At 37.1% G+C, this 14,863-nt stretch carries 8 protein-coding genes and 1 tRNA gene; 2 read left to right on the forward strand and 7 right to left on the reverse strand.

The genetic code is table 11. The features are described 5' to 3' along the window. Nucleotides 1-38: 38 nt before the first annotated feature. Nucleotides 39-1,226 carry an FAD-dependent monooxygenase gene (locus H0W64_12570; GenBank protein MBA3662548.1) on the reverse strand — a complete coding sequence of 396 codons (1,188 nt, stop codon included), beginning with the start codon at nucleotides 1,224-1,226 and terminating at the stop codon, nucleotides 39-41. A gap of 336 nt (nucleotides 1,227-1,562) precedes the next feature. Between H0W64_12570 and H0W64_12575 the strand changes: the two genes are divergently transcribed. Next, entirely contained in the window at nucleotides 1,563-2,465 is a 903-nt protein-coding gene (locus H0W64_12575) for a carboxypeptidase regulatory-like domain-containing protein (protein MBA3662549.1), read from the forward strand. A gap of 18 nt (nucleotides 2,466-2,483) precedes the next feature. Here H0W64_12575 and H0W64_12580 read toward each other — a convergent pair whose 3' ends face one another. The 5 genes from H0W64_12580 to H0W64_12600 all read right to left on the reverse strand — a co-directional run bounded on the left by H0W64_12580 (nucleotide 2,484) and on the right by H0W64_12600 (nucleotide 13,288). Then, nucleotides 2,484-4,334, reverse strand: coding sequence for an aspartate aminotransferase family protein (locus H0W64_12580; GenBank protein ID MBA3662550.1), 1,851 nt, complete (start codon nucleotides 4,332-4,334; stop codon nucleotides 2,484-2,486). Between the two features lie 112 nt (nucleotides 4,335-4,446). Then, nucleotides 4,447-9,711 (reverse strand): AAA family ATPase, encoded by a 5,265-nt coding sequence (locus H0W64_12585; protein MBA3662551.1) that lies wholly within the window; start codon nucleotides 9,709-9,711, stop codon nucleotides 4,447-4,449. Between the two features lie 121 nt (nucleotides 9,712-9,832). After that, the gene (locus tag H0W64_12590; GenBank protein MBA3662552.1) at nucleotides 9,833-10,972 is read right to left on the reverse strand and encodes a hypothetical protein; all 1,140 of its coding nucleotides are present in this window, start codon (nucleotides 10,970-10,972) and stop codon (nucleotides 9,833-9,835) included. A 13-nt stretch (nucleotides 10,973-10,985) separates the two neighbouring features. Continuing rightward, nucleotides 10,986-12,518, reverse strand: coding sequence for an MBOAT family protein (locus tag H0W64_12595; GenBank protein ID MBA3662553.1), 1,533 nt, complete (start codon nucleotides 12,516-12,518; stop codon nucleotides 10,986-10,988). 473 nt (nucleotides 12,519-12,991) lie between these two features. Further along, complete coding sequence (locus tag H0W64_12600; protein MBA3662554.1) at nucleotides 12,992-13,288, reverse strand: hypothetical protein; 297 nt, start codon at nucleotides 13,286-13,288, stop codon at nucleotides 12,992-12,994. Between the two features lie 246 nt (nucleotides 13,289-13,534). Here H0W64_12600 and H0W64_12605 point away from each other — a divergent pair, with 246 nt between their 5' ends. Next, nucleotides 13,535-14,116, forward strand: a complete 582-nt coding sequence (locus tag H0W64_12605; protein MBA3662555.1) for a hypothetical protein — start codon at nucleotides 13,535-13,537, stop codon at nucleotides 14,114-14,116. A gap of 410 nt (nucleotides 14,117-14,526) precedes the next feature. Here the strand turns inward: H0W64_12605 and H0W64_12610 are convergent. Beyond that, nucleotides 14,527-14,599, reverse strand: a tRNA-Thr gene (locus H0W64_12610). Nucleotides 14,600-14,863 lie beyond the last annotated feature (264 nt).

The following is a 14,863-nucleotide window of genomic DNA, read 5'->3' on the forward strand; positions in this document are numbered from 1 at the left end:
ACTGTGAGCACCCTAACCTCACAGCTGTTGGTATCTTCTTAAGCGACTTGTAAGACTGATACTTGCTCACACGCTTTAGCTAAGTTAATGCAAGCTTGATCGTTAACTAAGGGAATTAAATCTTGATAAATGGTTACCAAATTAAGATGTTGGATTTGTGATTCAAATGATTGCAAGCTGTGCAAATCATCATTAATCATCATCGCGGCAGATTGGTTTTCAAGTTCATTAATAATGGAATTTTTATTTTTGGTGAGGCGAGCAAAATACGCTAATGTTTCTTGGAGAGGCTGCCGACTATGTTGCAGACAGCTCACCAGTGCATATGCATCTTCGATGGCTTTACTTGCACCTTGGCCTAGAACAGGGCCTAATCCATGACTCGCATCACCAATCAAGACGACCCGGTCAAAAACTGTTGTGGACAAAGGTTCCACTGCATAAATGGGTAAATGAAAATTTTGTGCAGTGGGTGGTGATTGGATAATTTCGTCTATGATGGGATGCCAATTCTCAGCGACCGTCGTGAGATTAGGGAGGGCGGTAGGAGATGTTTGCAACGGCATTTTGACCGGTAAATACCACATGAACTTGTTTTGGTAAGTGGGCCAAATGATCGCCATTTTGCCAACGCTCATCAGCATGGTGACACACTCTGCTGACAAGGAAAGATCTTTTTGGGAAATAATCCCGCCCCACCAATAATGTCCGGTATAAAGAAGCTCGGCACTGGGATAAAGAGTTTGCCTTACGCGAGAATGGATTCCATCGGCACCAATTACGAGGTCGGCTGATAAGGTTGTGCCATCAGCGAACGCAACTTCGACATAATCTGGGTAATGCTGAACGTTCACGCATTGCTTATTTAGCTGTAAAAAGTCTTGAGGTAAACAGCGGAGCAAGGCTTGCTGCAGTTGGCTTCGATCAATCGGCAAAATTTCACCGGAAAGCTTAGAATAAAGCTCCGCGTAGGGTTCATTAAAAATTTCTTCACCGGAAGAACTAATTACACTGCATCCGGTCACTTTAACATAATACTGTCTTATTTCTTCGCCGATTCCCAACCAATCTAAATACCGTAAGCCATGGGGCCAAAGCAAAAGTCCGCCACCAATATTTTTTAATTCCTTTGCTTGATCTACTAAAATAACTTCCATCCCGGCGCGCCGGCAGCCAATGGCGCAAGTTAAACCCGCAGTGCCTGCGCCAATGATAATGACTTTCATGCAGCTAGATTCCTTGGGAATGAAATGAATATAATTATTTTCGTCGCATCCTACACCTTTCATCCAGGCGGAGGTAGAAAAAATCACGGGTAAGGGGTGTGTTTGACTTATTCCTATTTTTTAAATTTTAAAAAAACTATGCTTAAAACATAGGTATATTTATAAATTCAAATCATAGCCCTTGAGTTCTTCGCTTTATATTCATGGCCATACAACGTAAGGCTTATCTTTTGTTTAATTTTTATAGGGCCTAAGTGATCTAAAAATAATCTACTCTGATAAACAATCATATTTCGATATACTAGTCTTACTGATGTTTATAGGAAATTGCAAAGCATGCAAATAACTCAGGATGAGGAGAAATTGCGAACCAGTTTAGTCTCAGGCTTTGCCCAATCTTTTCTAACCGCGGCGCCCATTCCTAGCGCGACTATCACGATCCTCGAAAATGGCCAAAAGATCGAAACCAATAACGAAGGTTTATTCGGGCCTATCCCCTGGCCCATTGGCGCACCCATTACCCTCACTTTAGAGAAGGGAGGGTTTCTGACTACGCAGAGTGGAACGATGATTGTACCGCAAGCAGGCCTTAACGATCCGTTGCATAATATCTCTTTTCAAGTGCCTTCGGATTTTGCAGTCACATTATTTTCTTATGCCATGGGTGCTGCATTCAACCCAAATGCTTGTACCGTAGCAACGACTGTGACCGCTTACAATAAAACCCTGTTCGACATCCCTCAAGGCGAAGCCGATGCAAAAACGGTTTTATTTCCAGACACATCGATCAAGCCATTTTATTTTAGTATTTTCGAAAAAGGTTGGCTTAAAGATAAAACCAATCCCTTTTCCCGCAATCTTACCTCAACGTCGCATGATGGAGGGGTTATGTATATTAATATCCCACCTCGAGAAGAACCCTATACTTTGAAAGCTTTTAAAAACAACTTAACCTTTAGCGAGGTTACGTTCAAAGCTCGACCAGGTATATTCATTAATTTGAGTCCGCCCCAGGGTCCCATGGTCCAACAAAATCTTCATACTTCTACTTCTACTTCTACTTCTACTTATTTTTCTGAAAATAAGAAGGTCATTAAGCCTTCATCCGAAGTCAAACCCTTAAACACTTTACCAAATGGCAAGCAACCTTTTAGTTTATTTGGTTTTCCCATTCTTTCGCCGAGACAAAAAGATTTTTGCGAAAACCTTACAACGTTTAAATGGAATAGAAAAAATTAGCTATTGTTAATAAAAAAGTCACATCGTCAATGCAGTCTTTTCATTGCCATTAACTGTCTTATCAGCAACATTTTCGTTTTTCGCAAATGCTTTCCAAAAAAATGGAATAGTGTGATGGGGAAGTGTTTGTGAAATGCGTTCATAAATATCACCTACAAGATTTTGAATAACAGGCGGTAAAAATCCGGTGTCGATGTATTTATAAGCTTTAGCAACACCTTTCGGTTTTTCATTGGGATGCGATTTAACATATTGAATTGCAGATTCGAGATCACGGACAAAATTATTAACAAATTCTGGGTCTTGAGTGTGCTCAGACGTGAGACAAAAATGAAAACCGTGCGCCATGTCGTTCACCGACCATCCAAATTTTCCCTTCTCCTTATCTGGCTCCTCAAACTTCTCTGCCACTAAATGGTGATTAATATTTGGATCAGTGCGCAGATAAATAAGTGATAAATCCGGAGTAAAGGGTACTGTAATTCCTTCAACTTGTTTAAGTCTTTCAGTGAGCTTCTCCGTCACATTCAATATTTTTTCAGTAATTTCTTTATATTTATCTTTGCCATAATACAAAAGGACCGTTAACGCAAGCGCAACGGAAGCTCCACTTCGCGATCCATCAAGAAAGCCCGGAGTCACATACAATCCGCCCTTAAATGAAAGATTGGCATAGGTAGGCGTAGGTGAAAAAAGATTTCGATTTCGAAATAAAGCAATCGAAAGTCCTTTCGGTCCTAATCCAAATTTATGTATATCCGCTGAGATGCTATTAACACCATCGGCTGCAAAGTCACAGACAGGAAGTTTGTGCGTTGCAGGATTTGCAAATGGAAATAAGAATCCGCCTAAACATGCATCGACGTGAAGAAAGATATGATGTTTTTTTGCAAGGTTTGCCAAATCTTGAATGGGGTCTATGACGCCATAGGGAAAGCAGGGTGCCGAACCTACTAATAAAATTGTATTTCGGGTAATCGCAGCTTCCATTTTTGCTACGTCTGCTTTCCCAGTAAGAGGATCAACTGGTACCGGCACTAATTTAGCATGAAGTAGTTTCGAAGTTTTATCATCAAAGGCAACATGAATTGTATCGGGAACAATAATTTCGGGATTTTCAATTCCCAGTACTTGACGAGCATATTGGACATACGCATTACAAGCTTCAATGATACTACCCGTTCCCCCATGCGTTAAAATGCCGTGCGTATCCTCGGGGGCATGAAATAAATTTTTACAGATTGAAAAAACCATCGCTTCCATTTCATTGATAAGCGGCCAAATCGGATGCATAGGGTTAGTCAGTGCTGTGGCTCCAAATACATCTTTTAATAACTCAAATAATTCTGCTTCAAACTGATTATAAACCGATCCGCTGTGTGTTCCTTGCTTATAGTATTGATGTAGATTTATAAATAACTTCCGGATTTCATCAGGGGCCATGCCGGTTTCGGGTAAGACCTCAATAGGGACAATGCCTATTTCATTTCTTATTTGCTCGGTATGATCTTTATAAGGACCTAACAAATCTTTCACACCTTTAATAATGGTGCTCTCAACTTTGGGACCGACATACGGAAGGCGAACAGCAGTAAGCGTTGCTGCATCCAGAAGTTGACCCATTATTTTTTTACTATTCCATTCCTGATGAATTGCCATTCCATTTTTTATTTGTAAATAACTTGCTATTGCAGCAGTGAGATAAGTTGTTAATGAATAATTTTTTTGCGTTAGAAGAATCGCTTCTGCAGACGTGGCAATGAGGGTGGTGGGCTCAATGTGCTTAAGTGCCCCCTTGGCTAATTGGTTAAAGGCGTGATCAGTATTATTAATTAAGTTAGTACAAATATTGAGAAGCTGGCTTAGCATAAAATTTCCTACCTTAAGCATTCCATTTAGATGCACGCATCTTGATAAAAACAAGGCAACTTCGTCAAGAAATTTTAGATAAAGTTATTAAAAAAGACAGCTAGCATGAGCGTTAAATATTAGCTTGAGAATTTTTTTTCTCTTTAGCACAACGCGTTAAATATAGTTCGGTTAAGTGATCGTGGGGGATATGTTGTAAATATTCATTAAAATAACGTTCTGCTACTTGATAATCTGAATTTTTGTAGGCAGCAATTCCTTGCTCATACAATGAAAGATATTTAATTTTTTGAGCTTTTTCAGCAAGGGGTAGGCCGTCGATAACTTCCCAAAGGATATTTTCAGAAACTTTTCCCCGCAACGTTATTTGGTCTACGAATCTAAAAATGAATTCTTGTCGCCTCCCTAAGCGACGAAGTACTTCATCTGAGATAAGCAATGTTGTGCCATAAGTTTTATTGAGCGATTCAATCCGGGAAGCTGTATTAACTGCATCGCTAATTACCGATCCATCCATTCGATGAGTACTGCCTAAGGTGCCCAGCATACAAAGACCCGTGTTGATACCTATACCTGTAGATAGTCGCGCATGATACTGCTGATTAAATAAAACAATAGCTTGTTGAATTTCAATTCCAGCAGCAACAGCATCATCTGGTGAATCAGGAAACAAAGCCATGATAGCATCACCAATGAATTTATCAATAAATCCATTATGCTTAGAAATAATGGGTTCAATGTAGCTTAAATAATTGTTAAGCAACGCAAAGACTGCGGCAACATTTTCTTTTTCAGTAAGAGCAGTAAAATTCCTAATATCAGTAAAGAGGACGCTAATTGTTTTTTGAATGTTATCGCCCAGCTTGACCGACGAGAAGTCTTCCTTTCCCAAAAGTTCTAAGAACTGTTTGGGTACAAACCTTTCAAAACTTGCATGCAATTTAGCATTTTGTATAGAAATACCAATTTGGGATGATAAAATACGTAAAAATTCCAACCGTTGCTCGGTAAATACATTACTCGATTGATTATTTTCAAAATAAAGTAAGCCAAGCAAATTTCCTTGATAATTAATTGGAGTACAAAGCACTGATTTTGCACCGGATTTAATAAGGTAGGGATCACGCATAAATTTTTTGGCATTTAACGCATCATCTAAGACAATACTTTCTTGTGTAGCATGAACATACTGGATAACTGATAAAGGCAGGTATAACTCTTTACTACGAATGGGTATCGCCTGCATCACAGAAATAATTTTATCTTTATCAGTGTATTCGCCTTCAATGTAAAGTTCATTATCATTATTTTGTAATAAAATACATCTTTCGCTACCAAGGTTTTCAACTAATATTTCCAACAAGCGCGCAATCAGTTTAGGAAAAACAATTTCATTGGCTAAGGCAACTGATGCTTTTAAAGCTGAGTTATAATCTAATGTTTGTGATTGAATGCTACGCGAGGAAAACGAAATAGTGGTATCCATATTTAAACTAGGCACTAAGGCAGCTTTGCTCAACCAGGGATAAAGCATTTCAAATTGACGTACCTTGCTACTTGCGCCCCACTGACTATATGCATAATAAGCTTCGATAAGGTAAATCTTCGCTACCTTTTCTTTGCCTTGCTTTACATACAATTCACCCAGTGATTCATTGGCCAAAGCAAGGTCGTAAGTAGATTCTTGCTGCCGAGAAACAACAATGGCTTTTTCATACATTTGCATAGCTAATTCTTGCTTGCCCTGTAAATTCAGCCATCCTGCATAAGCAATATAATATTTGTGCAAAAAATTCTTAGGCGAGAGTTGACCTAATTTTTTTAATTGATGTAAATCAAGCATAATATAAAATCGATATTTCAACCGCTGTAAGAAACTTAACTTTGGATAGCTACGAATATTAGCAACAAGACTAAAGTACAAATTAAGCGGATAATACATACTACATAATTGATAGCGTATGATAGGCCTTAAAACATTTGCATATTTAAATGCGTCTTCATCTTTATTGAAAAAAACTGCAAGCATAAGTTTATTAATATAAAGAATAGCCAGCCCTTGTTCATCGCCTCGCTTATAAATTAAGGGTAATTGCTCATTTTCATCAAAATACTCACCCTTCAAGATATCCTGATCAATATTAGCTTCAATTAAGTTAATTAACGCTTGATGGTGAATGCGATGATACATGGTGATTTTATATTTAATTTTCATCTTAATGAGATCATTCAAAATAATTCTGGAACGTTCAATAAGATCTTTTAAATTAACTGATGCAATATGTTGACTAGCAATGGGAAAATCTAAACAATAAATAGCATACTCTAAGTCACCATTTTCTAAGCCTGATGTATACCCATCGTAGAGCATATGTAAATTTTCTTTATAGCCAAATTTAAGATGATTAAAAAAGTAATAATAAAGAAATATTATTTTAGTATTATTTATTCTAACGTGATACTTATTCATGATTGCGACTGCTTGCTCTGCGCATGCAAATCCTTTTTTGAAATTTTTAAAGATACCCGCAATGATCATTCCGTAACAAATCATACTGTAAGGCAAAAAATCGATCATTTTATAACGACGGGTGAGAAAATAAAATTCGCACATTAAAATGATAGATAAGTTTGGTTTTTGTAAGAATGAAGTTGATACAATTTCACCCATAATTTGGGCAATAGCTATTATTCTTTTATCAATAATTTGTTCGCGAGAGAGATTTTTAATTGAGTATCGCAGGTCGGCATATCTCGCTTTTGCTATGGCTACAACAATATGTCGATCGCCTGCCTCAAGAGGTAAATGGTAATTAAGCTTATTTAAAGTTTGAATTGCTAATAAAATCGCTTCATTATCTTTTTCTTGGGATAAAAGAGCAAAAATTTGCACTTTATAAAAATTAATCGCATCCAAAACGGTTTTGGCGTGCTGTGTAATTTGCTCACCATACAATGTTAATTTTTCATAATTAGGTATAACACTGTTGACTAAAGCGGATTCGTTATAAAGCTCCAGTGTTAAATTATAATGATTTTTCCAAGGCGATTTTCCTAACAAAGACAACCCAATCTCAAGATAATATAGACTCTGGTCATAAGCTTGCGAAAATTTTGCTTTGATTCCAGCTTGTAAATTTAATTGGGCTAAAGCAATTTTTTCCTCTGCACTTGTTATTAAATTTCTACCCTTATCCAAATGATCAACAATATTAATGATATTATGGGCATCATCAATTTTGAGACGGGAATGCATGAACCGACCAATTTGTAGATGGAATGCAGCGCTTTCATCGTCCGAAAGTAACTTGTAAGCAGCTTCTTGAATTTTATCATGTGCAAATTGATAAACTGCACCTGAATTTTCACTTTCTCTGGCATAGCGATACTGTTCATTTAATGGAACCAAATAATTTTGAAATAGAGCGGGCTCAATGATTTGAGCAGTGTCCTTTTCGCTTTTACTAATCAAAAGGGCTAATGTTTTTAGATCAAAAGCGTTACCAATGCAAGCTCCTATACTCAAAACTTCTCGCGTCGCAGGGGGCAACCCCTTGAGTTGGACAATCATTAAATCAACGACATTTTCAGAAACGTGTTGTTTTCGTATTTCCTCCACTTCCCAATGCCAATGATGGGTTTTTATTTCATAGTGAATTAAATGCTTTTTAGATAAATCTTCTAAAAACTGTTTTAAGAAAAATGCATTTCCATTGGTTTTTTCATAACACAATTGTCCGAAGGCTGCTATATCGATGTGGTTTGCATGTAGACTATCACTTAGCATTTGATCCACTGAAGCCAAGGATAGTGGTTGAAGATGTATATGATTGAGGGAGAGATTATCTTTTATTTGTCCTAATAAAATATTAAATGGGTGCGTGGGACCCACCTCCTCACTTCGATAAGAAAATATAAAAAAAATATTGCCTGAATCGATTTCGGACAACCATTTTTTTAATAATCGAAATGAAAGTGCATCCCCCCATTGTAAATCATCCCAAAAAATAACGATTGGATGTTGAGGTTGCGCAATGGATTGAATCGTTTTTTTTAAAACATTTAAAAAACGTTGCATTGAGGCTTCAGGAGATACCTCGGCCAATTTAGGTTGTGGCCCGATGATGCGCTCGAGCTCGGGGGCAAGGTCAATAAGAATTTGACCATTTCCATCCGTTGCTTTTAAAAGTAATTGTTTCCAATAGGCTAATTGCTCTTTACTTTCAGTAAGAATTTTCTCGACTAAATCAGCTAACATTCGACTTAAAGCAAGGCAAGGAATATTTTTTTTATACTGATCAAATTTACCTTCAATAAAATAACCGTGATGCTCAACAATAGGTTTATAAATTTCTTGAATTAAACTCGATTTACCCACGCCCGCCGGTCCAGATATAACAGCCACTTCTTGGCTACCCAGACATACTTTATCAAACAAATTTAATAACAGTCTTATTTCAGTTTCCCGACCGTATAACTTTTCAGGAACTTTAAATGTGTTGTCAATATCATCAAGGCCTATCTTAAACGAAGGAATAATACCTTTATTTTCTTCTAAGGCTTCTTTACATCGAAGCAAATCCATTTTGATACCATATTCGGATTGATAGCGATCTTCAGCCTTTTTAGCAATCATTTTCATCACTATGGCTGAAATCATTTCCGGCACCTCATTGTTGATTTCATGAGGTGGTGTTGCATTCTTTACGATATGTTGATAAATAGCTTGGAGCGGCTCTATTGATTGAAAAGGGAGTTGACCAGTTAGCATTTCATAAAAAGTAATACCTAGTGAATACAAGTCGCTTCGTTGATCAACACTACGATTAATTCTGCCGGTTTGTTCAGGTGCAATATAGGCAAGCGTCCCTTGCAAAGCACTCAGATTTTTATTTTTGACATTTTCATTAACGAGTCGTGTTGCAAGTCCGTAATCAATGACTTGAAGGGCTTCAGTTTTTTCGTTATAGACTAAATTAAAGGGATTAATATCCTTATGCAAAATCCCTTTCGCATGGATAATTTCTAAGGCAGATAATATTTTGATTGCGATTTTAAAAAATAAATTAAGTTCAAGAGGCTTTTTATTGATAATGGATTTGAGTGTTGTGGCTTGGATATCTGATACGATCAAAATCCAATTTTCTTTTTCTTGGCGAAAATCTAAAACTTGGGGCACATATTCTACGCCTTGTAACTGCAGAAGTGTTTGATATTCATGTTTAAATTCAATGATTTGTTCAACGGTTGGATAGAGATTAAGAAAAATTTTAATAATTACAGGCTGTTGAGTGTCCCGCTGAATTCCCTTTTGAACGAGCGAGAATTCACTCTCATAAATTTTTTCAGTTAATTCATAAGCCCCTAGGGTGGCCATTAGCTACCTATTTACTTTTGTTCCTATCTATTAAGTTTACTCTTATTTATAGAGAAATATTTTTGGTGTAAACAATAACTTATTGACTTATTACTTCACTATTAAGTTTGAAATGATGAAACTAGAGGTTTCGAATATATTCAGTCTCTAAATCTTGCAAGTAACTATCTACGTTAGTCGAATTAATATATCGACCAAATTTTTTAGGAATTGTTTTATCTGTTACATTCAACATTTTGGAAATAATCTTATCGCCAACAGCAAAAACATAATGTGAGCTATCAATAAAATTTGCTTTATTGCTTGTTATTTCGTTCGGTCCAACAAAAGACCAGAAAGGATGCATGGTACTTATCTTTTTTAGTAACGTTTTATAGTCTTCCCAAATGTTTAAACTATGGAAAACTTCAATCTCGGTTCCTCTTATCCCAGGTTGAGCAAATGAAGGTGTCATAAAAATAAGTAGTTCAATATTGCGTTCTTCACACACATTGATCATGTTTTGTAATGCTTTCAAATCAACTTCGGAGAGTTGAAAAGGATCATACAATACACTCTTCATTTCTTTGGGTTTTACTTTGGGGTCACCTGGGGGAATAGGGAAGAGTGGTAATTTATTAAGCGTAAAAAAATCTTTATATAGTACGGGCGCATCAAGAGGAGCGGGCGTTAACCTGCCATCTTGTCGAATAGTCTTTACATATTTGCGCTTAAAACTGTAACGTATTGTTTTAAAAATAGCACTTAAATCGTAAACTAAATTTTTATGTAACAACAGTAACTCGCGCTCGTTCTTGCCAAAACTTTTTTCAATATCAAAAGTTCTGCCATCAAATTTTTGGTTAAAAGCATAAAAATCAAGCCCTAGAATAATGCGTTTAATATTCGGCTGCATAGCGAGCGCATGCTTAAAATAGCGCTCCACTTCATAAATAGGAGGTCCAAGGATACCCGCATTATAAACGGGTTGATAAGCTGGATCGTTGAGTAAAGGATGCTTAGGATCCAATCCCCATAAAATACGTGAACTGCCCAATAATACTGTTTTAGGTTTAATATGCGCGATATCAAACAGTTTAATCCACCGTTGGTGATCATAAAGTTTAGGCTTGATGTCATTCAGACCCACGATGGTGACAGAGAATGGCATTAAACGATAAGGGTTAATAAGCAAGGTGCCACATAAAAAAATCAATTGGAATCCGATAAAGCTAAAAAACCAAATCTTATGTTTTTTCTTCAAGAGACGGAATGAAGTCATCTTTACGCCATCCTTAAAAGGCAAAATATTCAAAAGGTTTGGGATGAAAATCCAACATGATGGCAAGTGCAACATAAAATAACATGGTGGTAAAAAACAAATGAGCAAATCCCGGACGCCACACTAATATTTTATTTAAGCCGGTAAGATTGACATTCTTAGCCCGGCGGAGGAGTTGCTGGGTATTAGGTAACAACCAAATTACACTCAGCATCCCCAACACGTAGATACAAGATGCATATATCGTGAGTTGGGGTGAATAAGCGAGATGCAAGTACTTATGTAAGAATGGAACGGCGGGAGTATGATGCAGATATGAGTCAGGCAACACTGCAAATCCATGCAAGCCTAGTAATCCCGTGTATACGATGTTAGCAGTTTTCATGTCGGGAGCTCTGAACAAAACCCAAGCTAAAATGACACAAACGAACGTTAAGAGGAGTGCTAAGACGCGATAGCTCAATTGATGCTGCACTTTTTCCCATTTCAAATTAATAAGGACGTTATGCCAAAGATGATTCGTCACGAGCAAAAGTCCGTGAACACCACCCCACAATACAAATGTCCAATTTGCCCCGTGCCATAACCCCCCCAGCAACATAGTTGCCATTAAATTAGCATGCTTTCGTTTTGTTCCCTGTCGGTTGCCACCGAGAGGAATATATACAAAATCACGTAAGAAAAACGATAACGTCATGTGCCATCGTCGCCAAAATTCAATAATATTTTTGGCTTTGTAAGGCGAATTGAAATTGAGGGGCAATCGAATGCCAAACATTTTAGCAAGCCCAATTGCCATGTCGCTATAACCAGAAAAATCAAAATAAATTTGAAAAGTATAAGCCAACACAGCTACCCACGTTTCGACGAAAGAAAGCGAGGCGCCCTGCTGCATGGCAGCATAAGCAGGATCAACATACAGTGCAGCTGTATCTGCTAATAATACTTTTTTGGCAAGGCCAAAAATAAATAAACTCATGCCTAAGTTGAAGTAGCTGTAACGAAACCGCTTCGGGCGGGTATTAGAAAACTGCGGCATCATTTGGTTATAGCGGACAATGGGTCCTGCGATGAGTTGCGGGAAGAAGCTAATGAATACTAGAAAGTTAAGAAAATGGTTTTGTTCAATACGGCCACGGTAAATATCCAATAAATACGTAATTTTTTGAAAAGTAATAAAGGAAATGCCAAGCGGTAAAGCAATGTGGGTGATAGATAAATCTATACCGGAAAGCGCTGAAATATTTTCTAAAAAGAATCCAGCATATTTAAAATAAACCAGCACGCCTATATTGAAAATAAGACCCATCGTGAGGAGGTATTTATTTTTATATTGCATTAAAAAATGAGCAAATGTGTAATTGACACCTACTGAACCTATTAACAAAAGTAAGTAGATTTTTTTCCAGCATGCATAAAAGACAAATGAAATAAGCGTGAGCCAAAGCATTTGTAATGTTGCGCTCGAGCTTCTGGCTAATAGATAGTAAATGGTTAGAGCTAGGGGGAGGAAAATAAAAATAAAAGAAAATGAGTTAAAAAGCACGGGCACTCCTTAGTTTTCTAGCATCCCTTTCTAAGCGATATCCAATATCTTTTAGCACGTAATTATCCTAATAATCGATGCATTCTCACGGGAACCTAAATGTTGAATCGTAATGTGGCGGTTCTGCGGATGAATTAAAAGTGGGGATGATACCGCAGGTATGGCAGTGAGTGCTACTGACCCTATTGCATTTTTGAGTTGAAATATTTTGAGGCGGTTAAGAGAATAAATTACGAAAGCAGTCCTTATTTTGCCCAACTTCCTGCAACGCCTCACATGTGCGTCCATAGCGCTACCTCCCAAATAAATACTTTTTTTGACAATTTAGGGAAATTTTCTCGCCATCAAATAACAGAATGGTCGTATTGCTGACATAATGCTTCCTCACATTGTTATAATTTTTAATAATAAATAACACCGCGATTATAGAATCATGTTCAGAGAGAAATACACGTAGCAGCTACGGGTAAAAATTACGAAGAAAAGGTGGTAAATTGGCTCAACGCTGAGGATTGATTCATTGCCAATGCGACTTTAAGCGTTTTGACGGCATCAGGATAATGACTACGAATTAATGTGGGATTGTTTTGCGAAATTGCAGTGAGGAATGCTTCCGATTCACTTTTAAGTAAATTTTTTTTGCATGTGGGATGTGAAATGCTATTCCAATGATCCGTTGCTTCTTTATATAGCACAGTTGCTTCATTTTTATAGCGCAACTTATATAGATCAATTTTTAACGAAAAATCTTGACCGTATACTTCGAGCATGTCGCTTCTAGCATCTATTTTATTAAGTAAATGAGTAACGCCAATGCTGCCAACATTTCCTGATTGAAACTTTAAAATTGCCTCCGCGTTGAGCGAGGAGAGCGTAATCTAGCTGCAATAAACCTGATAAAAATTGCTAAAACTCTTAAAATTGAAGTAGGCGCACTTTTCCCATCGACTAAAACTCTCTCTATCGACTAAGATTATTACTTCACTTCATAGAATCTCTTATATGGACGCTAAATAATGAGGGAACACTTCAACGGCACTGATACATTAACTAGGTTCATTTCTCTTGGCATTTATCTTGTTGTTATATGCTCTGTCGCTTACAACTATGCTTACTTTTGGAGCCTTGGATTAACACTTTCTCAAATTCCTCTAACGATGAGCGATGTCATAAACTCAGCGTTAAACTGGACGCCAGCAGTCACTATTATTTTATCTGGAAGTATTTTTTTAATTTTACTTACTCGACGTATTGAACAAGGAAAAACAGAAGATGAAATAGCAGCATCTACCTCTAATCCCGAACTTACGAAAAAAAGACGAGCACGGCCTTGGAAGTTTTTAAAATATACCATAATCATTATATTTGTTTGTTTCTTACTCTTTGGGCAGAGTTATGTACCTGAAGCTCGTGCTGCTTTTTTGATACTATCTTTCTTGTGGTTTTCGATAGGGGAAACGCTATCAAATTCGCCACGTATACAGCAAGAAAGAAGTATAACAATGCAGTTAGTTATTATTTATCTACCAATTATAATCGGATACGCGCTAGCCATAGGTTATGATACCGCGATTTCTCAAGTAAAAATCCGATTTTAGCAAGTACCACTCTTAACAATGGACAGAAGTACTCATTAGCTATTCTTCGTAATCTTGATAAAGGTGTCTTATTCAAAAAACCAAAGACAAATGAAGTTGTCTTTTTGAATTGGCAGAACATTAGCCAAATAGAAATTCCAAATGAAAAACAGTTATTCTATGTTGGAGTTCTTTGCTCGTGGGGAAATATCTGCTTCCGAGCCTTCCCACAGAGTACAACGTCTTTAAACCCAGAAACTCTAAAAACTAAATAGTCTTTCTTCATTTGATGATTAGTGTAGAAAATACACAAAAAATCTTTCAACAAGGCCTCCCGAGGAACCCTAACAGGAACCCAATCAAATAAATTGCGTTAAAAAAAGACTTTTAAGGGATTGCGAAACGACTTTAACTTATTGATTCTATTGACAAGCTGGCGATGGGACTCGAACCCGCGACCTGCTGATTACAAATCAGCTGCTCTACCAACTGAGCTACGCCAGCGTTTTTATTTGCGAGCAAAAGTTATAATTCAAAACGTTTAAAATAGCAATTCTTATCATTGTTTTTTATGAATATTTCTAATTTGGTTTTGGCATTCATTATTGTTTTATATTTTAGATTTAAAAAAAATAGATTTAAAAAAAAACCCCCGGTGTTAAGCGGGGGTTTTAGTAATTAGCGCCTGGCGATGACCGACTTTTGCGCGGATCAGGTCCACACTATCATAGGCGCTAAATGGTTTCACTTCTGAGTTCGAGATGGGAT

Source organism: Gammaproteobacteria bacterium, from assembly GCA_013816845.1.
GTDB lineage: Bacteria > Pseudomonadota > Gammaproteobacteria > DSM-16500 > DSM-16500 > Aquicella.